13 protein-coding genes are annotated in these 21,271 nt (G+C 64.2%); 8 read left to right on the top strand and 5 right to left on the bottom strand.

The genetic code is table 11. The annotated features are described in order from the left end of the window. Position 1: 1 nt before the first annotated feature. The 4 genes from ACXAJV_RS02885 to ACXAJV_RS02870 are packed head-to-tail and all read left to right on the top strand — an operon-like array spanning position 2 to position 5,591. Complete coding sequence (locus tag ACXAJV_RS02885) at positions 2-1,183, top strand: BaiN/RdsA family NAD(P)/FAD-dependent oxidoreductase (protein ID WP_475081726.1); 1,182 nt, start codon at positions 2-4, stop codon at positions 1,181-1,183. Beyond that, positions 1,184-1,327, top strand: a complete 144-nt coding sequence (locus tag ACXAJV_RS02880) for a hypothetical protein (protein ID WP_475081723.1) — start codon at positions 1,184-1,186, stop codon at positions 1,325-1,327. Continuing rightward, entirely contained in the window at positions 1,324-2,391 is a 1,068-nt protein-coding gene (locus ACXAJV_RS02875) for an efflux RND transporter periplasmic adaptor subunit (RefSeq protein ID WP_475081722.1), read from the top strand. The genes ACXAJV_RS02880 and ACXAJV_RS02875 overlap by 4 nt, the downstream gene beginning before the upstream one ends. Next, the gene (locus ACXAJV_RS02870; protein WP_475081720.1) at positions 2,388-5,591 is read left to right on the top strand and encodes an efflux RND transporter permease subunit; all 3,204 of its coding nucleotides are present in this window, start codon (positions 2,388-2,390) and stop codon (positions 5,589-5,591) included. Before ACXAJV_RS02875 ends, ACXAJV_RS02870 begins: the two co-directional genes overlap by 4 nt. A 6-nt stretch (positions 5,592-5,597) precedes the next feature. Here the strand turns inward: ACXAJV_RS02870 and ACXAJV_RS02865 are convergent, their stop codons facing one another. Further along, positions 5,598-6,698, bottom strand: a complete 1,101-nt coding sequence (locus ACXAJV_RS02865) for a PQQ-dependent sugar dehydrogenase (RefSeq protein ID WP_475081718.1) — start codon at positions 6,696-6,698, stop codon at positions 5,598-5,600. A gap of 82 nt (positions 6,699-6,780) precedes the next feature. On the opposite strand from ACXAJV_RS02865, the gene ACXAJV_RS02860 reads away from it, so the two are divergent. The 3 genes from ACXAJV_RS02860 (at position 6,781) to ACXAJV_RS02850 (ending at position 9,831) form a co-directional block, all read left to right on the top strand. Next, positions 6,781-7,254, top strand: a complete 474-nt coding sequence (locus tag ACXAJV_RS02860) for a hypothetical protein (RefSeq protein WP_475081716.1) — start codon at positions 6,781-6,783, stop codon at positions 7,252-7,254. 85 nt (positions 7,255-7,339) lie between these two features. Further along, on the top strand, positions 7,340-8,542 hold the full coding sequence (locus ACXAJV_RS02855; protein ID WP_475081713.1) for a hypothetical protein: 1,203 nt from the start codon (positions 7,340-7,342) through the stop codon (positions 8,540-8,542). Between the two features lie 143 nt (positions 8,543-8,685). Continuing rightward, positions 8,686-9,831 carry a hypothetical protein gene (locus tag ACXAJV_RS02850; protein WP_475081711.1) on the top strand — a complete coding sequence of 382 codons (1,146 nt, stop codon included), beginning with the start codon at positions 8,686-8,688 and terminating at the stop codon, positions 9,829-9,831. A gap of 73 nt (positions 9,832-9,904) precedes the next feature. Here ACXAJV_RS02850 and ACXAJV_RS02845 read toward each other — a convergent pair whose 3' ends face one another. Both ACXAJV_RS02845 and ACXAJV_RS02840 read right to left on the bottom strand, forming a co-directional pair. Further along, positions 9,905-13,495, bottom strand: a complete 3,591-nt coding sequence (locus tag ACXAJV_RS02845) for an ABC transporter permease/M1 family aminopeptidase (RefSeq protein WP_475081708.1) — start codon at positions 13,493-13,495, stop codon at positions 9,905-9,907. A gap of 22 nt (positions 13,496-13,517) precedes the next feature. After that, entirely contained in the window at positions 13,518-14,405 is an 888-nt protein-coding gene (locus ACXAJV_RS02840) for an ABC transporter ATP-binding protein (RefSeq protein ID WP_475081705.1), read from the bottom strand. A 199-nt stretch (positions 14,406-14,604) separates the two neighbouring features. Here ACXAJV_RS02840 and ACXAJV_RS02835 point away from each other — a divergent pair, with 199 nt between their 5' ends. After that, positions 14,605-16,431, top strand: coding sequence for an ABC-F family ATP-binding cassette domain-containing protein (locus tag ACXAJV_RS02835; RefSeq protein WP_475081704.1), 1,827 nt, complete (start codon positions 14,605-14,607; stop codon positions 16,429-16,431). 54 nt (positions 16,432-16,485) lie between these two features. Here ACXAJV_RS02835 and ACXAJV_RS02830 read toward each other — a convergent pair whose 3' ends face one another. Together ACXAJV_RS02830 and ACXAJV_RS02825 are read right to left on the bottom strand one after the other, a co-directional pair. Further along, entirely contained in the window at positions 16,486-19,149 is a 2,664-nt protein-coding gene (locus ACXAJV_RS02830) for a M14 family metallopeptidase (RefSeq protein WP_475081701.1), read from the bottom strand. A gap of 57 nt (positions 19,150-19,206) precedes the next feature. Next, positions 19,207-21,222: an alkyl/aryl-sulfatase gene (locus tag ACXAJV_RS02825; protein WP_475081698.1), complete on the bottom strand. Its 2,016-nt coding sequence runs from the start codon at positions 21,220-21,222 to the stop codon at positions 19,207-19,209. Between the last annotated feature and the right edge of the window lie 49 nt (positions 21,223-21,271).

Genomic DNA, 21,271 nt, shown 5'->3' with positions numbered 1-21,271 from the left:
CGTGACCCGATACGACGTCGTCATTGTCGGCGCCGGGGCTGCCGGCATGATGTGCGCGATCGAGGCTGGCCGCCGCGGCCGTTCGGTCTGCGTCATCGAGCACGGCAAGGCGCCGGGCGAGAAGATCCGTATTTCCGGCGGCGGGCGCTGCAATTTCACCAATCTGCACACCGGGCCGGGCAATTTCCTGTCGGCCAATCCGCACTTCGCGAAATCGGCGCTGAAGCGCTACACGCAGTGGGATTTCATCGACTGGGTCGACCGCCACGGCATCGCCTGGCACGAAAAGACGCTGGGCCAGCTCTTCTGCGACCAGTCGGCCCGGCAGATCGTCGGCGGGCTGACCGGCGATATGCGCGACGCCGGCGCGACCCTGCGTCTGGGCGTCTCGGTGACATCCCACACCCGCGAGGGCGAGGGTTTCCGGCTCGACCTGTCGGACGGCAGCCCCCTCATCTGTCAGTCGCTGGTGATCGCCTCGGGCGGCAAATCAATCCCGAAGATGGGCGCGACCGGTTTCGGCTATGATGCGGCCCGGCAGTACGGGCTGGCCGTCACCGAGACCCGCCCGGCCCTGGTCCCCCTGACCTTCGATCCGGACACGCTGGAACGCTTCAAACCCCTGTCCGGGGTCGCAGCGGACGTCTCGGCCAGCTGCAACAACACGGCCTTCCAGGAAGCGATGCTGTTCACCCATCGCGGTCTCAGCGGCCCGGCCATCCTGCAGATATCCTCCTTCTGGCGCGAGGGTCAGGACATCGTGCTCCGCTTCCTGCCAGCCCGCGACTGGTTCGGCACCCTGCGCACGGCCCGCACCGAAACACCACGCCAGGCGCTGCAGAGCGTGCTCTCGGAACACTTGCCAAAACGCCTCGCCCAGCTGCTGGCGGACGAGGCCGGTCTGAGCGGAAACATGGCCGACCAGTCCGACAAGAAATTGCAGAATACCTGCGCCATGCTGGAGGCTTGGACGGTGCGTCCAACCGGCTCGGAAGGTTATCGTACAGCAGAAGTCACACTGGGCGGGGTCGACACTGACGGACTGGACAGCCGCACCCTGCAGGCCCGCAGCGTGCCCGGCCTGTACTTCATCGGCGAGGTGGTTGACGTGACGGGTTGGCTCGGCGGATACAACTTCCAGTGGGCCTGGTCGTCCGGCTGGAGCGCCGGTCAGGTGGCCTGAATGCGCCAGATCCCGTCGAATATTTCGCGCCGCGAGAAAACCCTCGTCATGTGGCACATCGAGCGCTATCTAAAGGGGCAAGTAAACACTGTTCTCCGCAAGCAGGCCTGCCGGTCTGGTGCGGGCAAGCCGGTCGTGACATGAACCGTTCCTATATCGCCGCCCTCGCCATTTTCGTCGCCGTGGTCCTGCTGTTCACGGTGGGCACACTGCTCAATGGCGGAGCCACCTCCCATGACGCTGAACAGGCCGATACCAGCCACCGTTTCGAGGTTGTGGTGCGTTCGGTCGAGGCCCAGATGCGTCCGGCCAACCTGTCCTTGCGCGGCCGCACCGAGGCCTTCCGGGAAGTTGTTGTGCGGGCGGAAACCGGCGGCCGGGTCGCCGACGCCGACCGGCTGGAGGGAACACCCGTTGCAGCCGGCGACGTGCTGTGCCGGCTCGATGTCGACGCCCGCTCGGCCTCGGTCCAACAGGCCGAAGCCGACCTGCGGGCACGCCAACTGGACTATGATGCGGCCGCCGAACTGAACCAGCGCGGCCACCGCTCGGCCAACCAGGTTGCGGCCGCCGAAGCCGCTCGCGATGCCGCCCGGGCCCGCCTGAGCGCCGCGCGCGAGGAGTTGGCCAACGTCAATATCGCCGCGCCCTTCGACGGCATTTTCGATGGCCGCACAGCAGAGGTCGGCGATTTCCTGCGCGCCGGCGATGCCTGCGGCACAGTGGTGCAGCTGGACCCGATCCTGGTGGTCGCGGAAGTCGGCGAACGTCATGTCGCAGAGCTGGAGCCCGGCATGGCCGGCTCGGCCCGCCTGGTCACCGGCCAGACGATCGACGGCACGATCCGCTTTGTCGAACGCCGGGCCGACCCGACCACCCGCACCTTCCGCGTCGAACTGGAGGCGCCCAATCCCGATCACGCAATCCGGTCCGGCATCACGGCGGAAATCCGTCTCAGCCTGCCCGAAGAACCGGCCCATCGCATTCCCGCCTCCATCCTCGCCCTGAATGCCGAAGGCGTGCTGGGCGTGCGGATCGTCGAAGCGGGCAATCGCGTCCGTTTCGTGCCTGTGGAGCTGCTCAGCGATGACGGCGAGCAGGTCTGGGTCGCCGGATTGCCGCGCCAGGCCGAGGTGATCGTGTTGGGACAGGACTTCGTGGCCGACGGGGTCGAGGTCGATGTCTCCCGGGAGGGAGCAGCCCGGTGACCGGCGTCGTCGACTTCGCGATCAATCGCGCCCGCATGGTGCTGGCGATCTTTGTCTGCGCCCTTGCCGCGGGTTTTTTGTCCTTTGTCAGCCTGCCGCGCGAAGCCGATCCGGACATCCCCTTCCCCTTCGTGATCGTGGTCGTGCCGCTGGACGGCATTTCCCCGGAAGATGCGGAGCGCCTGATCGTCCGGCCGACCGAGACCGAGATGCGCTCGATCGAGGGCCTGGTCGAACTCAACGGCACCGCCGCGCTGGGCGCCGGCACGCTGATCGCCGAATTCGACGTACCTTTCGATGCCGACCAGTCCGTGCTGGACGTGCGCGAAGCGGTCGACATGGCCCGCCGCGAATATCCCGAGGATGTGCGCGAACCGGTGATCCAGGAGTTCAACTCCGCCCTCGCCCCCACCATCGCCGTGCAGGTCTATGGCGAGGCGCCCGAGCGCACGCTCTACCGCACTGCCCGCGACCTGGAAGACGAGATCGAAGCGCTGCCGCAGATCCTGCAGGTGGACGTCCAGGGTCTGCGCGACGAGGTGCTGGAAATCGTCATCGATCCGGCCCTGCTGGAGACCTATGGCGTCACCTATAACGAGCTGTTCAACGCGGTGCAGTCGAACAACCGGCTGATCGCGGCCGGTTCGCTGGACAGCGGCGAAGCCCGTTTCCAGGTGAAGGTGCCCGGCCTGTTCGAGGATGCCGAGGATGCGCTGCGTCTGCCGCTGACCCGGTCCGGCGACACGGTCGTCACCCTGGAAGACGTCGCCACGGTACGCCGCACCTTCAAGGATGCCGACAGTTTCTCGCGCTATAACGGCGCGCCGGCCTATACGCTGCAAGTCGTGCGGCGGTCCGGCGAGAACATCATGGACACCGCCGCCGCCGTGCGGGCGCTGACCAATGAGATCTCGGAAACCTGGCCGGAAACCGTCCGCCACGATTTCAGCCTCGACCTGTCCACCTATGTGCGCGACAGCCTGCAGAGCCTGACCTCGTCCATCATGCTGGCCATCGTGCTGGTGCTGATACTGGTGGTCGCGGCACTGGGTGTGCGCTCGGCCCTGCTGGTCGGCATCGCGATCCCGTCGAGCTTTCTCTTCTCCTTCCTGCTGCTGAGCATCTACGGGCTGACCGTCAACTTCATGGTGATGTTCGCCATGGTGCTGGCCGTGGGTCTGCTGGTCGACGGCGCCATCGTGGTGGTCGAATACGCCGACCGGAAACTTGCCGAGGGCGAAACCCGCAAGGCCGCCTATGCCGCCGCCGGCAAGCGCATGTTCTGGCCGATCGTCTCCTCGACCGGCACCACGCTGGCGGCTTTCGTGCCCTTCCTGTTCTGGAACTCCATTCCGGGACAATACATGGCCTTCCTGCCGCTGACGCTGATCTTCGTGCTGACCTCGGCGCTGGTCATGGCGCTGATCTTCCTGCCCACACTGGGCTCGGTCTTCGGGCGCAAGGGCGGCGTGGTGGACGAAAACTCCGCCGTCGCCCACCTCAACGCCACCGAGGAAGGCGATCCCAAATCCCTGCCGGGCTTCACCGGTGCCTATGCCCGCATGATCTCGGCGCTGGTGAAGCGGCCGATCTTCGTCGGCCTGGGCGCACTGGCACTGGTCGTGCTGATCGTGATGAGTTTCGGCGCCCGCGCCTCGACCATGCGGACCGAATTCTTCCTCGATGCCGAACCGGAACAGCTCTACGTCTTCATCCGTGCGCGCGGCAATCTCTCCCCCGCCGAGCAGTATGAACTCGCCCTGGAGGCCGAGCAGCGGCTGGAGGGGATCGAGGGCATCAAGGGCTATTACACCGTCGCCGGCGAACCGCCGGGCCAGTCGCCCTTCGACGGCACCGGCGCCGCCCCGGCGGACAGCGTGGCCCGCATCTTCGTGGAGTTCGAACCCTTCGGGCAGCGCCCCAATGGCCGGCTGATCGAACGCCGCATCCGCGAGGCGATGACCGGCATTCCCGGTGTCATCATCGAGGTCCGCCCCTTCCAGCAAGGCCCGCCCGTGGGCAAGGACATCCAGGTCGAGCTGCGTTCGGACGATCCAGCAGCCCTGGAACAGGCTGCCCGCCTGATCCGCTCCTATATCGACACGATGGAGGGCACGACCGATATCGAGGACACCCTGCCCCTGCCGGGCGTGGAATGGCGCCTCGACGTGGATCGCGAAGAAGCCGGGCGCTTCGGCGCCGACGTCACCCAGGTCGGTGCGGCGGTGCAGCTGGTGACCACCGGTACGCTGGTCGGGCGCTACCGCCCCGACGATGCGGACGAGGAGGTCGATATCCGCGTGCGCTTCCCTGAAGCCGACCGCGACATTTCACGGCTCGACGATCTGCGGGTGAACACCCAGACCAGCGCCGTTCCGATCTCGAACTTCGTCACCCGCGAAGCCCACCAGCGCATCGACTCCATCAATCGGCGCGACGGCAAGCGCGTGCTGATGATCCGCGCCAATGCCGATGAGGGCCATGCCGGCAATATCCTTCTGGCCGACCTGCGCGGCTGGATCGATGAGCAGGTCGAGAGCGGCGCCATCGATCGCCGCGTCGATATCGACTATCTCGGTGCCGACGAGGAGAATGCCGAAGCCGGCGCCTTCTTCGGCAATGCCATGCTGGCCTCGCTGTTCATGATGGCGGTGATCCTGCTCTGGCAGTTCAACAATTTCTGGCATGTCCTACTGACGCTGCAGGCGGTCGTGCTGTCCGTTGTCGGCGTGCTGCTGGGCGTGCTTTTGACCTTCCCCTACATCTCCATCCTCTTCCTGGGGACGGGCGTGGTGACGCTGGCCGGCATCGTGGTGAACAATAATATCGTGCTGATCGACACCTTCCAGCGCCTGCGCGGTCTGGGCATGGCGGTCGACGAGGCCATTGTGCGCACCGCGGCCCAGCGCCTGCGCCCGGTCATGCTGACCACGATCACGACGATTTTCGGCCTGCTGCCGATGGTATTCCAGATCAATGCCGACTTTGCCCATGGCGTATTGTCGATCGGCGGACCGGCTTCGGAATGGTGGGTGCAGCTGTCCTCGGCGGTGGTCTGGGGGCTGGGCTTCTCGACCCTGCTGACACTGGTGCTCACCCCGGTCATGCTGGGCGCGCCGACGCGGCTGGGCAATTGGCGGCGGAAGATGCTGTCCGGCACGCCGCTGGCCAGCCGCAGCGAGACACAGCCGGCGGAGTAGGCGCGCCTACTCCCGGCTCACCCGGACCAGCCGGCCGTTCTCCTCGTCCGTGACCAGCCAGACGGCACCGTCGGGCGCCACGCGGACATCGCGGATACGCGCCTCCAACTCGCCGAACAACACCTCTTCGCCGGCCACCGTCCCGTTCTCCAGATCGACCCGGCGCACATGGCCGGAGGGCACGTCTGCATCGCCGGAAATCAGGGCCGCGACCAGCAGATCGCCATCCCATTCCGCGAACATGTCGCCGCGATAGATCGCCATCCCCGCGGGCGCAATCGAGGGCACCCAGACATGGATCGGGTCGGTCATGCCGGCATAGGTCTCGAACGGCGTGACCAGCGCACCGGTATAGTCGATGCCATGGCTGGCAATCGGCCAACCGTAATTATTCCCTTCGGCCAGCACATTGATCTCGTCACCGCCCTGCGGCCCGTGCTCATTGGCATAGACCGTGCCGGTGACCGGATCGGCCACGACAGCCTGGGGATTGCGGTGGCCGATCGAGAAGACACCCGGTGCCGCGCCCTCGAAGGCCGAGCTCAAGGGCGTTCCGTCGTCGGCGAGGCGGACGAAACTGCCGAAATGGTTTTGGGGATTCTGGGCCTGTTCGCGAAAATCGAACCCTTCGCCGATCCCCAGCAACAGGCTGCCATCCGCCAGGAAGGCAGCCCGTCCGCCATAGTGCACGTCGGTGCGGCGGCGCGGCGTAGCCGAGAACAGGGTCTCGAAATCCCTCAGCGCGCCAGCCTCCAGGCGGCCCCGGCCCAGATGCAGCGTATTGTCCCGCGGGCGTCCTTCGGACCAGGTCAGATAGACCCGGCCATTGGTCTCGAAGTCCGGGTGCAGCACGACATCCAGCAAACCGCCCTGGCCGGAATAGAGAACCTCCGGCACGCCGGAGAGCGGATCGGACAGCGTTCCGTCCACCGCCACAAGGCGCAGGCGGCCGGGCTTCTCGGTGACCAGCATGCGGCCATCGGGCAGGAAGGCGAGGCTCCAGGGGTGTTCCAGCCCCTCCACCCGCGTCTCCAGCTGGGTCTGGGCATGTCCCGGCGCGGCGGCCAGCATCAGGGCCAGACCCAGCATGATCGATTTTCCGGCCATCTCATCCCCCAAGCGAATTGTCGCCAATGACGTCACACTATAGGCTCGGCCCATCGCTGTTGAGCCCAATTCGGGGGACGCCATGGCCACGGCCCGCATGATTGCCGTCTACCTGCTCGCCGTCGTGACGGGCACCGTGCTGGTCAGCATCGCCAACACGCATGTCGTCCTGCAGGCCCTCGTGCGCGCCGGCGCGAGTGTTCCAACAGGCGTCCGCTTCGATGCCATCCAGCAGGACCTCGCCGGTTTCGCGCCGACACTCTTCGTGCTGATCCTCGCCGGATTTGCCGTCGCCTTCCCGATAGCCGGACTGCTGGGCCGCCTGCTGGGGCGTGGCTGGCGGCGGCTGGGCTTCACCCTTGCCGGCGGTGCAGCCATTGCCGCCATCATGCTGGGGATCACAGCCTTCTACGGCCAGGTGCTCGACGCGACGATCACGCCGGTCGCCTCTTCCCGCGACCTGCCCGGCCTGCTCACCCTGTGCCTGGGTGGCGCCGCTGCGGGCTTTCTTTTTGCCAGCCTGAAGCCGCCCGCTCACGCCGCGTCCCGGCGATAGATCGCATTCGACTCAATTCCGACAGCCGCGGCAGACCCCACCTTAAGTCGAGCCGGGCTATGACACGTGCCTGGGAGGGACCTCGATGGCACGTGTCCGCGAAACCATGCGCTCGGATCTGCGCAACATCATCAAGGGTGGCGCCACGTCGCGGATCCTGGACCTGTATTCGATCGCCCAGCGCTATGGCGAATACGACCGCCACAGCGCCAACCCCTTCTTCCTGCATCCGCGCCTGAACCGCTGCTTCATCATCAAGCACACCGTGCGCGTCCATGAGCGCCCCTATGTGATGTCATCACAGCCGGTGGTGACCAAGGTTCTGGTGCCGCTGGCCGACGGCGATCTGTCTCTGGGCGGGCATGCCGTCTTCGTCGAGGAGCTCGGGTTCGCCCAGAAGATACGCACCCTGTTCGAACGCCCGGACGAGCCGCACCTGATGGATCTCGACCTGATCCGGCTGCGCGAACTGGCGGCCCTGCCCAGTTTTGACCCGTTCATCCTGGCCGAACGCTATCGCGATCATGCCCGGCCGATCGATGATCTCTACTTCAACATTACAGATCACGAGAAGGAACGCATGGAGGATTCTGCGGCGCGCCAGATCGTCGATGTGGTCAGCCTCGCCTTCGGCGATCATTCCCAGCAGGACAAGGAACGCGCCCTGCGCTTCACGCGTCAGCTGCTGGCCTGCGACCTGGACGGCCGTCTGAGTGATCTGCGCCGCTCGCTGGACATGACCGAGATGGAGTTCCGTTCCGGCATCTTCGGCTGGCGGGGCATCCTCTACTATCGCCATCACATGAACGAGGCCCTCTCGGCACTGAAAGGCTTCATCCAGCAGATCAAGGCGGTCTCGATCGTCGGCGCCAGCGAGCACGAATATTCCGAGCTGCAGCACATGCGCCGCGCGATCATCGACGAGACCCGGCATCGCTGGGCCTGCCTTACGACGGTGATGGAGGAATACGAGACCGTGTTCGGCCGCTTCTGCCGCGGCGAGGACGCTCATGGTTTCCGCAACTTCCTCCTGAAGGCGCCCTCGCTTTTCTATGATGTGGGGAGCGATCTTTCGGTGGTGGGGCACGTACCCGGCTACTGGCGCTACTGGGCGAAGCAGAATTCCAAGGGCTTCCTGCACGCCCGCGAGGCGGTGACGCTGTTCTCGGACTTCATCGCCAGCGTAACCCGGACCTCACCGGGGGCCAGTCATACCGGCACGGACGCCCGCCGGCGCCTGCGCTCACCCATCCCCCAACCGGTCGTCGTGACGACCGACGCGGCCTGAGGCCGCCGCCATCGTCCCGCCCGCCGGGGCTGCTGCCCACCGTTCAGGCAGCAGCCCCGCATGCAGCGGGAAAACCGCAAGGTCATCCGATATTAAGCTGTTCCCGCTAGCGTTGCGATCCTGGAGCAATCGGGACGGAATGGATGAGCGGGTCAGACAGAAGCAGCCTTCGCCGGATCGTGCGCGGCGGTGCGACACCCCGCATCCTCGACCTGTGGTCGATCCATCGCAAGTATGGCCAGACCCTGGAATTCGCTGCGAAGCCCTTTTTCCGCAATGTGCGGCTGAATGCCAGCTTCCTGCTGAAACACACCGTTCGCCCGCATGACCGCCCCTATCTGCTGACCGAGAACCCGGTCGCGACCAAGCTGATCATCCCCGTCTCCGTCGACGATCTGGCGATGGGCGGACATTCCTTCTTTGTCGAGGAAAAGGGCTTTGACCGCCGGCTCAAGGAATTCCTGGGCACAGGCTCGATCAATCCGAAATTCGAGGCCGACCTGCAGCGGGTGAAGGAACTCGCCGCAATGCCCTCCTTCGACCCCTTCCTGCTTGCCGACCGGTATGCCAATGGCGAACGGCCCGTCGGCCGCTTCTATTTCAACATCTCGCCGGATGAGCAGGAAGCGATGCTGGGCCATGTGACCCGGCAGATCTTCGGTATCGTCAACCTGGCCTTCAACGACGAGATCCTGAGCCCGAATGATGACCGCGCCCGCAAGTTCGCCCGCCAGCTTCTGGATGGCGAGGACAAGCAGAAACTCGTTGGCCTGCGCGAGACCCTCGGCATGAGCGAAGAGCAGTATGAAGAGGGCATTTTCGGCTGGAAGGGCATTCTCTACTACCGCTGGCGCATCCGGGAAGCCCGCGACGGGCTGCGGCAATTCCTGGTCGAGCTGAACAATGTCACCGTTCGCGGTGCGACCTGGGAAGAGAACAAGGAAGTCAACGACATTCGTCGCGCCATCCTGAAAATGGCCAAGGATCGCTGGACCGCCCTGACCACGGTGATCGACGATTACGACGCCCAGTACACGCGCTTTTGCAAGGGTGGCGATCCGACGGCGATCCGCGACTTCCTGCTCAAGGCGCCGGCCTATTTCGGCCAGCTGGGCAGCGACCTCTCGGCGGTCACCCACGTGACGTCGTTCTGGAATTACTGGTGGACCGACCGGGAGAAGGGCAGCCTGTCGGCGGATGACGCGCTGGACATCTTCCCCAGCTTTCTGCGCTCGCTGACCCGCACCTCCGAGGACATCCACTATACCGACGTGCGCACGGCGATCTGACGGTCAGGCGCTCACCCCGGAATCAAGACGGCCGGCCCGCTTGGCGGACCGGCCGTTCTGTTTTCTGCCTTCGCTATTCGACGGTGACGCGGACGAGATTGTCGTCAGAGTCGCGATCGATCAGCTTGTTGTAGGGATCGATACCGGCATAGAGCGGCTGCTCGTCGACGATGAGCTCGATACGCATCGTGGTCTCGTCGACCCGGTGTTTGTCCATGTAAAGCACGTGATCGCTGCCTTCATAGGCATCGTCGAGGCTCTCCGAGAACAGGCCGATATCGATCATGTAGTCGATATCTTCCTCGGTCTGCTCGCCGGCTCCGTCGGCCTCGAACTTATGCGCCTCGATCTCTATAGCCACGTCCCAGCGGCCGTCCTCACGTTCGCTCGCGGTCGCCGAAACGGCTTCCAGGTCGAACACGACGATCCGCTCGAAGAAATCGTGGATCACGCTTTCCCATTCCGGCCCGGCTTCGGCGCGCAGGATGCGCAGGAAGTCGAGCGTCGTGGCATACGGGTCTGTGGAATAGGCCCGTTCGGCGATCAGCTGCTGCATGACGCGGTTCACCGCATCCTCGCCGAGATAATCGGCCAGCGCATACATGATCACCGCACCCTTGCGGTAGTGGATGTACGCCTGGTTCTCGACCCGGTAGAGCGGCAATTCCTCGATCGACTCGGAGCCGCGAGCCGACAGATAGCTGTCGAGCTCGTATTTGAGGAAGCGGCGCATATGGTCTTCGCCATACGCCTCGCGCATCACCATCAGCGCCGAGTACTGAGCGAAGGTTTCCACCAGCATGGTGGAACCCTGCACATTCGCCCCCAGCACCTGGTGCGCCCACCACTGGTGCGCCGCCTCGTGCGCGGTCACGTAGTAGACGTAATCGATATCCGACGGGTCCGAGAGATTGGCAATGAAGCCGATGCCCTCGGAATACGGAATCGTGTTGGGGAAGGACTGGGCGAAGGTCTGGTAGGCCGGGAATTCCAGGATCCGGAACTGGCGGTACTGGAAGGGGCTGAAATGCTCCGAGAAATAGGCCAGCGAGTCAGCCGAGGCCTCAAGCATCCGGTCCACATTCCAGGCGTGATCGGGATGATAGAAGACCTGCAGGTTGATCCCGTCCTGCTCCTGTTCGGCCACCTCATAATCGGCAGAGAGCCACGAGTAGAAATTCAGGATCGGCCGGTCCATCACGTATTCGAAGTACCGGCGGCCATTCTCCTCCCATTCGCGTTCCAGATAACCCGGTGCGACGGCGATCTGGTCGGCCGAGGTCGACACGATCGTGCGGAAGGTGACGTAGTGGGATCCGGTCAGGCCGTTCTCGTCCCAATGGCTCTCGTCTTCCAGCGGGAAGGCCCGGTCGATCGGCTCCAGCCCTTCACGCCGGCGCTGCTGGCGGTCCTGCAGACGCCAGTTCACGTTGAAGCCGATATTGGCCATCGACTCGCCATTGTTGAAGAAAGTGCCGTTATAATTGGCCGTACTGACATTGCCCGCATTGCGGAAGCCGGGATTGGCCCGTTCGACCGAGAAGTCGAACGTGCGCATCTCGCCCGGCTGCATGGGCGTGTCGAAGCTGAAAGAATAGGTCAGGAAGCGCCCATCCTCCGTATCGGCCTGGCCGCCCTGCACCTCCTGTGACAGCACCGTCGTACCGTAGCCATAGGAAATCCACAGCGTATCGATCGGTGCGTCCGTCTGGTTCTCCAGCACGTATTGACCGCGCGCGGTGTAGCGGCGCTCCGAGGGGTAGATATCCACCTCATAGGCCGTTTCCACGATGGTCGGCTGATCGACATCCTGCAGGTAGAGATACTCCCGCTCATACTCGGCCTGAAGCCCGCGGAAGTCGTTGGAGGACAGGTACTCGTTGCGGATATTCGTGTTGTAGAAGATCCAGCCGCCTGTACCGGCGATACCGGCCAGGGCCACAACGATCAGACCCGCCGTTGCCGGCGTCATGCCGCGGCCGAATGCCCCGAGACGGGCCAGGATCGGCGACAGCGACCCGCGGCTCCAGAGCCGGTAGGACAGGACGAGCAACAGCAGCGCCCAGAACGACCAGTAGGCATAGAACCACAGCGAAATGCCGAGGAAATGCCCGTAGCCGTTCATGTCGGAATAGGGCGCACCCGGCGCACTGCCGTACTGATAGAGATTATGATCGAGCCCCATCTGCGACATCACGATGGAGACGATCAGGAAGACCAGCATGAAGGCCATGCCCAGCCAGCGATTATTCATCAGGACCTGGGCGAAGATTGCCAGGGCCGCGAAAATCGCCGTCGGCAGAATCATCCCGACCAGACCGCGAAGGGCATATTGATCCCATTCGACCGGGGCAAAACCCTGGATCATCTGGGATACGCCACCGGCAACCAGGGCCAGGCCGATCAGGCTGACAACAACCAGGCAAAGCGCGAGGAATTTGGTCGCCATGAACACCCAGCTCGGGGTCGGCGTTGCATCCACAATGTAGGAGAAGCCGACCCGGCGCTCGCGCCACATCACTTCCGCTGCGTAATAGATCACCACAACGCTGGGCAGCCAGGAGAAGGCCCCGTTGATGACGTCGATCATGATCCGCGTCACCGGGTAGTTCGGGGTGCCGTAGAACTCATTGCCGAGGAAAAAGCCGGGAACGGTGTTGAGAAGCCCCAGAACCAGAAGGATCCAGAAGGCGACATTGAACACCACGCCCTTGAACTCGAAACTCAGCCGGGCGAGGAATTGCTGGAAGGCTGCACTGCCATCGAGTTTCGGTGTCACGCGCGGCAGCTCGATTTCGGAGATGGCATTGGCTGCGCCGGCCGGAGCAACGGCGCCCGCGGCCTTGCGGCCCGGCAGCTTGAAACTGCCCTGACGGAAGCGGAAGGTCGCGACATTGATCGCCAGCAGTACCAGGCCGAAGCCGATCCAGAGCAGGCGGTTCTGCATCATCACGCCTTCGAACGGGACAACCCGCGCGTTCTGGTCGAACACGGTCCAATAACGCGTGACCTCGCCGAACGTGTTGAAACCGAAGGGATCGATCAGCGCGAGCATGTCGCGCAGGTCCGGTTGGGACTGGGACAGTCCAACGCCGACGAAATACAGCACCAGCAGTGCCACGAAGGATGCATAGGTCACGATCGTGGAGCGGCTAAAGTTGGCAACGGTGAACAGGATCGTGCCGACCACCCAGAGATTGACCAGCCCGAACACTGCAAACAGATACGGATACCAGGCCAGTTTCGTCGGTCCGACAAGCTCCGGATCGAGCCAGGGCATGACGCTGCCGATAAGGAAGGCCAGCGGCACCGCCGCGAACACCAGGGCCGTGATGATGAAGCCGCCGATGAAGCGGCCGAGTACGAAGTCGAATTCCCGCACGGGCCGCGAATAGAACAGCTCCGAGGTCTTGAACCCGAAGTCGCGCAAAACGCCGGACGACAGGAAGACCGTCGGTATGATCGCCCCGAAGATCGAGAAAATTAGGATGTTGATGGTCAGCGCGTTGGGCGAGTTGATGTTGACGGATCCACCGCCGCCGACCTGGATCTGGTCGATCGTCACCCCGCCGAATACGAGCAGGAAGAAAATCGCGAAAATGGCAATGGATGCCGGCGAAAAGAGCTGAAACCGGAATTCGAATCCGGCAATTTTCCAGAGCATGGCTGAGCCTCCCTCGCGCCGCTTATGCAGCGTTGGCGGCCCGGCGGCCGTCGGTGATGGTGGCGAAATAGACATCCTCGAGATCCGGCGTCGCGGCTTCGAAACCTTCGCCCGGATCGGTGTCCGACAGGACCCGTACCAGAACCTGGCCCATCGTCAGGCGTTCGGAAATCACATTGAGACGGGAGCGGACAGCCGGAAGCTCACCCTTGGCCACCGTCTTCGCCCAGACCTTGCCGTTCAGCTGGGCAATCAGCTCCGCCGGAGCGCCCTGGGCGACAATCTTGCCGCCATTCATGATCGCCATAGCCGGGCATAGATCGGCGACATCCTCGACGATGTGGGTCGACAGGATGACGACAACATTCTCGCCGATTTCGGACAGGAGATTGTGGAAACGGTTGCGCTCCTCGGGGTCGAGACCGGCCGTCGGTTCGTCGACGATGATGAGTTTCGGATCACCGAGCAGCGCCTGGGCAATGCCGAAACGCTGACGCATGCCGCCGGAATAGCTGGCCACCGACTTGCCGGCGTGCTGGGTGAGATTGGTCTGCTCCAGCAGGGCCTCGACGACCTGTTTGCGCTCCTTGCCGTTGGAAATGCCCTTGAGCACGGCCAGATGATCCAGCATGGCGCGGGCTGACATGCGCGGATAGACGCCGAAATCCTGCGGCAGATAGCCCAGAACAGAGCGCAGCGCCTTGGGCTCACGCACGATATCGATACCGTCAAACGTAGCCGAACCGCTGTCCGGCGCCTGCAGCGTCGCCAGCGTGCGCATCAGCGTCGACTTGCCGGCGCCATTTGGGCCGAGCAGACCGAACATGCCCTTGGGAATGTTCAGCGTCACGCCGTCCATGGCGCGCACGCCACCCGCATAAGTCTTGGTGAGATTGTTGATTTCCAGCATGTCCCGTCACGCCCCTTGCGGGCCGCCTCCCCTGAAAATGGCAAAATTGGGGCAAGACTAAGCTTGTCCCGGTTCGCGCACAAATGAGCCTTTGTACAGAAACCCCACCAGAGGGACGGTTATTCGTCTTGTCCCCCCTTGGTGCGCTGAGTGCCGGAAACCCGTGACGACAGGCCCGCGCAATTGTATGCGTCGGCGCATGGCACCACCGCTTCTCACCCTGCAGGGCATTCATCTCACCTTTGGCGTCACGCCATTGCTCGACGGCGCCGACATGCAGGTCGGCGAAGGCGAAAGACTTTGCCTCGTTGGCCGGAACGGTTCGGGCAAGTCCACCCTGATGAAGGTCGCCGCCGGACTGGTCGAAGCCGATGGCGGTGACCGCTTCGTGCATCCCGGCGCCACCATTCGCTATCTTGAGCAGGCCCCGGACCTGACCGGTTTCGCGACGGTGCGGGACTATGTCGTGGCCGGGCTGGCCCCGGGCGATATGGACTATCGCGCCGATTATCTGCTCGAGCAGCTCGGCCTGACGGGCGAGGAAAAACCCGACGTAATCTCGGGCGGCGAAGCCCGTCGTGCGGCACTGGCCAGAGCGCTCGCGCCGGATCCCGACATCCTGATGCTCGACGAGCCGACCAACCATCTCGACCTGCCCGTCATTGAATGGCTGGAAGGCGAGCTGGCGGCCTGCCGTTCTGCCCTGGTGCTGATCAGCCACGACCGGCGTTTCCTGGAAACCCTGACCCGCAAGACGCTGTGGCTCGACCGCGGCCGGACGCGCCTGCTGGAAAAAGGCTTCGGCGCCTTTGAGGCCTGGCGCGACGAGGTGTTCGAGCAGGAGCAGGAAGAACTGCACAAGCTCGACCGCAAGATCGTGCGCGAGGAAGACTGGCTGCGCTATGGCGTCACGGCGCGCCGCAAGCGCAATGTGCGCCGTCTCGCCGACCTGCAGGATCTCAAGCGCCAGCGCGCGACCCATCGCGGGCCGCAGGGCCAGGTCAAGCTGGAAGCCAGCCAGGCCCAGGATTCCGGCAAGCTGGTCGCCGAAGCCAAACATGTCTCGATCGGTTTTGGCGGCCGGTCGATCGTGAAGGACTTCTCCACCAAGATCGCCCGGAAGGCACGGATCGGCCTGGTCGGTCCCAATGGCGCCGGCAAGACCACGCTGCTCAACATCCTCACCGGACAGCTAGCACCCGATGAGGGTGAGGTGCGCCTGGGCACCAAGCTGGAAATCGCCAGCCTCGACCAGAAGCGCCTGGCTCTCAAGGACGACTGGACCGTGTCTGAAGCGCTGACCCAGGGCGGTGGCAGCCAGGTCGAGGTGGCCGGCAAGACCAAGCACGTCATGGCCTATATGAAGGACTTCCTTTTCCCGCCGGAACAGGCCAACACGCCGCTGCGCGTGCTGTCGGGCGGCGAGAAGGCGCGGCTGATGCTGGCCCGCGCCCTGGCCCTGCCCTCCAACCTGCTGGTGCTCGACGAGCCGACGAACGATCTCGACCTGGAAACGCTCGATCTCCTGCAGGGACTGATCGACGACTATGCCGGAACCGTCTTCCTGGTCTCGCACGATCGCGACTTTCTCGACCGGGTCTGCACGAGTGTGATCGTATCGGAGGGCGACGGGCGCTGGCGCGAATATGCCGGCGGCTATTCCGACATGCTCACCCAGCGCGGCCGTGGCGTCTCGCCGGACGACCGCACAGGTAATGTAACCGCCACCAAGCCGGCATCCGCTACATCGCCAAAATCGCAACCAGCGCCTCCCAAACAGGAAAAGCGGCGCATGGCGAATAAGGACCGCTATGCGCTGGAACGCCTGCCCGGCGAGATCGATGCGCTGGGCGAAACCATCGCCAAGCTCGAAGCGCAGATGAGCGACCCGGCGCTGTTTGCCGACAGCGCGCGCTTCGCCCAGGTTTCCCAGCAGCTGGCCGACGCCCTCGCCGAACGCGATGCGAAGGAAGAACAGTGGCTGGAACTGGAAGCCCTGCGCGAGGAGATCGAAGGTGAGGGCTAGCTGCCAACCAGCATGACGCCCCCGGGCAAGCCCGGAGACGTCATGACCACCGGTTCAGCGGAAGGCGCGCGAGCGCGACGGGCCCAGGATCACAGCGTTGAGCAGCAGCAAGTCCAGACCGTCGAGATAAGCCCGGGTGGTCGGTGACTGCGTGAACACCACGACCTGGCCGCTGCCATAGCTGCGCGACAGGACGAAAGGCTTGTAGGCCAGCTGTTCGGCATAATCGGCCCACAGATACCCGCCAGCGACGAGCTCGTCCGGACCGGCAAAGCGCAGCGCGGTATCGGCATCGTCCATCTCGACGGGCGCATAAATGTCCGATCCGGTCACAAGCGCTGCTGCCCCGCGGTCATAACCCGCCGACATCCACACATCGGGATTGGCCTCGACGCGAACCAAGGCCCCCGGCGAGGAATCAGGCATGGCGCCCGAGGCCGTCTCGCTGGCGCGCAATTCTTCCCGGTTCGCCAGGACCCGCCCGTCGATCACCTCGCCGCTGGCCGACGCCTCACGCGGAGAATCAGCTGCTCGCTCGCGCTGGGCCGGCATCATCGCCACCTCGCTGTCCGCCAGCCAGCGGGTTGCGTCGCCCAGGCCAACAATGACGCCACCACCGCGGGCAAAGCCCTGGATCGCCGTCCGGCCGCCATTGCCCAGCTCTGCGCCAAGTTGCCCCCAGCGCTGCTCGGGCAGGATCAGGACATCGTAATTGTCGAGATTGGCCCGGCTGATCGTGCCTGTGCGAATGACCGCAACCGGAATGCCAAAGCGGCGTTCCAGGACATAGCGGGTCGCGCCGGCCGAGGTCGGATCGACGCCGTCACCCCAGACCATCGCCACCCGTGGCGCGCGCACCGGATAAAAATTGTCCGAACCGGGATTGGGGCCGTCATCCACCCAGCTGCTGGACATGCCGTGAAAACGCGCGCCGATCTCTGCGGCGAGCCGCGTGATCAGATTGTCAAGATCGTCCGGCGCGGAATGACGCGGCACGACAACACTGCCCCGCGGGTAGGTGATATCCCCGATGCGGAAGCTAGCATTCGTCGTACGCATCGGCACACTTTCCTGGGCCAGCGCCGCCACCAGATAGGCCTGACCGGCATCGCTCCAGGGGATGACATAGCCCCAATCGGCCGAACCGCCGCCGGCGATCCGCTCGATCGGCATTTCGGCGTTGACCGGCTGGGCGTCGACCGCCGGTGTGCGGCGGCATTCGACAGCATCCACATTACCCATCAGCGGCAGGGACCACGCGGTCACGTCGTAGAGCTCATGCCCCAGACCTTCGCTGCGGCGGCGCTCCTGCTCACGCACGAAATCGGCGGGCAGATCCGTGGTTGCTTCCATCAGGGTGCGGGCGAGACGGCCTGAGGCCTGGTCGAAGCGGACGAGGAAGGCGCCCGCCTCGAAACTTGCGCCACAGGCCGACGCACCCGGCGCCAGGCGTGACACGGCAATATCCTGGGCTGCCAGGTTTCGCGCCATGCGCTCGGCGCCCCAGCGATTGGAGGCGATATCCAGAAGCACAGCTTGCGGCGCGTCAGCGCTCGTTGAAGCACTGTCCCGGAACGCCATGAAATCGCGCAGGAAACGCTCGCGGTTCACGGCCACGACCTGGGCTGTCGACAGGCTGGCGATGAAGTTACGGTCGACGCCGTCGGCATAAGTCAGGAGCGAACCGTCCCTGCGGCGCCACTCCAGGCCACGGGCCGAGGCCTGTTCATAGGTCATCGCGATGGCGCCCTGCAGGGTCGGCCACATGTCGCCATAGCCGGGATAGAAAGCGTCGAAGACTTCCCGGGTATAGTAGTCATAGCCCAGACGATCGAACCATTCGCCATGATTGCGGCCGATCAGCTCTTGGGCGACGCGCTGGCTATCGACAATGTTTGGATTGAAGGGTTCGGCCGATGGCGCGAAGAAATAGCTGCTGTCGCCCCCCATCTCGTGGGCGTCCACCACCACGACGGGCCGCCAGTCCAGGATGGCATCGACCCGTCCGCGCGTTTCCGGCTGGGTACGGGCAAACCAGTCGCGGTTGAGATCGAAGAGATAGTGATTGAACCGGCCGCCGGGCCAGGGCTGATCATGCTCGGCTGTGAACCGGTCTTCGCTGGGCGACAGTCCCCGCGCTGCGCGGAAGGACTGGACGAAACGGTTGCGGCCGTCCGGGTTCTGGGTCGGATCGATGATGACGATCGTATTGTCGAGGATTGTGTCGACCACGTCGTCGCCGCGCGCCGCAAGCAGGTGATAGGCCATGCGCAGACCAGCATCGGTCGGCGAGATTTCGTCGCCATGCACGCCATAGGATAACCAGACGACAGCCGGCAGGTCGGCGATCAGACGATCCCGGTCCGCCGCGTTCAGGCCTGCCGGATCCGCAAGCTGTTGCAGGCCGGACTGGATCGCATCGAGCCGCTCCATCGTCTCGGGACGCGCAATCACGGCATAGACGAGCGGGCGGCCTTCCCAGCTGCGGGCATACTCGACAACGCGCATCCGGTCGGGCGACGCTTCGGCGAGTGTGTAGAGATAGTCGACGGCCTCGGCCGGCGGCGTGATCTCGGCCCCGAATTCATAGCCATATTCGGACATGATGCTGGGAATGCCATCATCATACTGGACCGTCAGCGGCGCCGTTTGCGCCCCCGCCCCGATGGTTCCGAAAAGCGCCGCCAGAATTGCTGCCGCCAGTGCACGCATCGCCATACCCCTCATGTCCTTTGTCCCGGCAATTAATCAGGTTTTCGTCGCAACGCAAAAGCTTCAACGCGCATCGGGCCGCCCGGTAACGATCGGAAAATCCGGATCGGGCTGTTCCAGCAAGGCAAAGAAGCCCAGAAGCGCGCGCCGGTCGCCACGAATGGCAAACTCCTGCGAGGCGAGCATGTCGAGCAAGCCAGCCTCCTGTTGCAGCAGGCGCATCCAGAAGGTGCGGGTCAGCTCGACCGTCGCATCCGCATCCGGCCGGACATCCCCGCGATGATGGAGCATGACCCCGTTGGACAATTCGATGACGTGTGTCTCGTCAACGTCCGTGAAGACGAAGTTGAACACGCGATCATTGCGGGCAGCGCGCGGCCCGTCGATCCGCGTAGCCATCGCCGCGAAAAACATGTCGAGCGGGATCGCGTCCAGAATACCTTCCGATGCCCGCACCGCGTCTGTCTGCGGAATGCCGTGCCGCAGTTCACGGGCTGCTGACAGATAGACATCCCGCCAGGGCGCCGATTCTGCGCGATAGCCCAGCTGCTCATAGCTACGCGCCAGGATGACCGCCGCCGCTTCATTGCCCGGATACGCATAGACCGCATGCTGGGCAAGTTCGGCGGACCAGCGATAATCACCGTCAGAAAACGCGGCCTCCGCCGCCACCACGACAGCCTCAGCGCCTCCCAGCAGGTCAACATATCGCCGGGCTGCCTGCCTTCTGGGCAGAGGATCGAGATTGGCCGGAACGCCGTCATACCAGCCGAAATAGCGTTGATAGACAGCGCGCGAATTGTGCCGCAGCGTGCCATAATATCCGCGCACGGCGAACCGGTCGGCGAGCGTGTCCGGCAAGACAATCGTCTCGGCGATCTCGTCCGGACCGAGGCCGCGAGCGGCCAGCCGCAGGGTCTGGTCGTGGATGTATTTGTAGATATCGCGCTGGGCGATGAGGAAGTCATCGACTTGCTCTGCGCCCCAGACGGGCCAGTGATGGCTGTTGAAGACCACGTCCGCCCGTCCGCCGAAGATGCGGCGGGCGTCCTCTATCCCTGCCGACCAGGCCAGTGCGTCGCGCACTTGGGCACCCCGCAATGTGTAGAGATTGTGCAGGTTGCGCGAGACGAGTTCGGCACCGCACCACGCCTGGAAGTCCGGGAAGAACACCGTCAGCTCGGCCGGGGCTTCGGTGTCCGGTGCGTACTGGAATTCCATTCGCACCCCGTCGATCTCCAGCGTCTGGCCGGTCTGGTCGATGATGATATCAGGCTCGGCGATCGTATGGCGGCCCAATGCGGGATGTTTGCCAAGGCCCGAACCGACATGTCCGCGCGCTGTACGCGGCAGATGCGTGCCATACATGTAACCTGCACGCCGGGCCATTACGACACCCGCCATGACATTCTCGCTCACGGCCTCTTCCAGAAAGCCGGCTGGTGCGATGACGGGGACGCCCCCTTCTCCCTGCGCGCCTTCGATCGCCTCGACGCCGCCGAAATGGTCGATATGGCTGTGCGTCAGGATGACAGCGGATACAGGCCGCGCACCGAGCTCGCGCTCGACGAGCGCCAGCGCCGCCTGCGCCGTCTCGACCGTTGTCAGCGGATCGATGATGATCCGTCCGGTCTCGCCCTCGACAATGGACATATTGGCCAGGTCATAGCCCCGGACCTGGTAGATGCCCGGAACGACCTCATAAAGCCCGTGCTCGGCGTTCAGGCGGGCCTGCCGCCAGAGGCTGGGATGAACCGTATCCGGCGTGTCGTCCGCGTCGAGAAAATCATAATCAGCAGGCCGCCAGATCGAGCGCCCGTCAGCGTCGCGGATGTCCAGATCGTCGTCGCGCGCAACGAAACCGCGCCGGACCAGCGCCCAGTCTTCATCGTCTGTCAGGGCGGGATCGCTCGCGTTCTCTGCGTTCAGACGGCCGGTCGCATCGGTTGCCGGGAAGGCCCCGTCCGCGTCAGCCTCGTCTGCTGGAATCTCCACTGCTTGCTGTGGCGATGGCCCGGAGCACGCCGTCACGACAAGAAGAGCGGCCATGACCATCATCATCGCCCGTTTGCACACCATGCTCGAACCTCCCCCTGAACACTGTTTACCCAACGCTACCGCTTCAGCA

It is taken from the genome of Maricaulis sp. ABE4_448, assembly GCF_056160825.1.
This window is presented reverse-complemented; position numbering and strand designations above follow the sequence as displayed.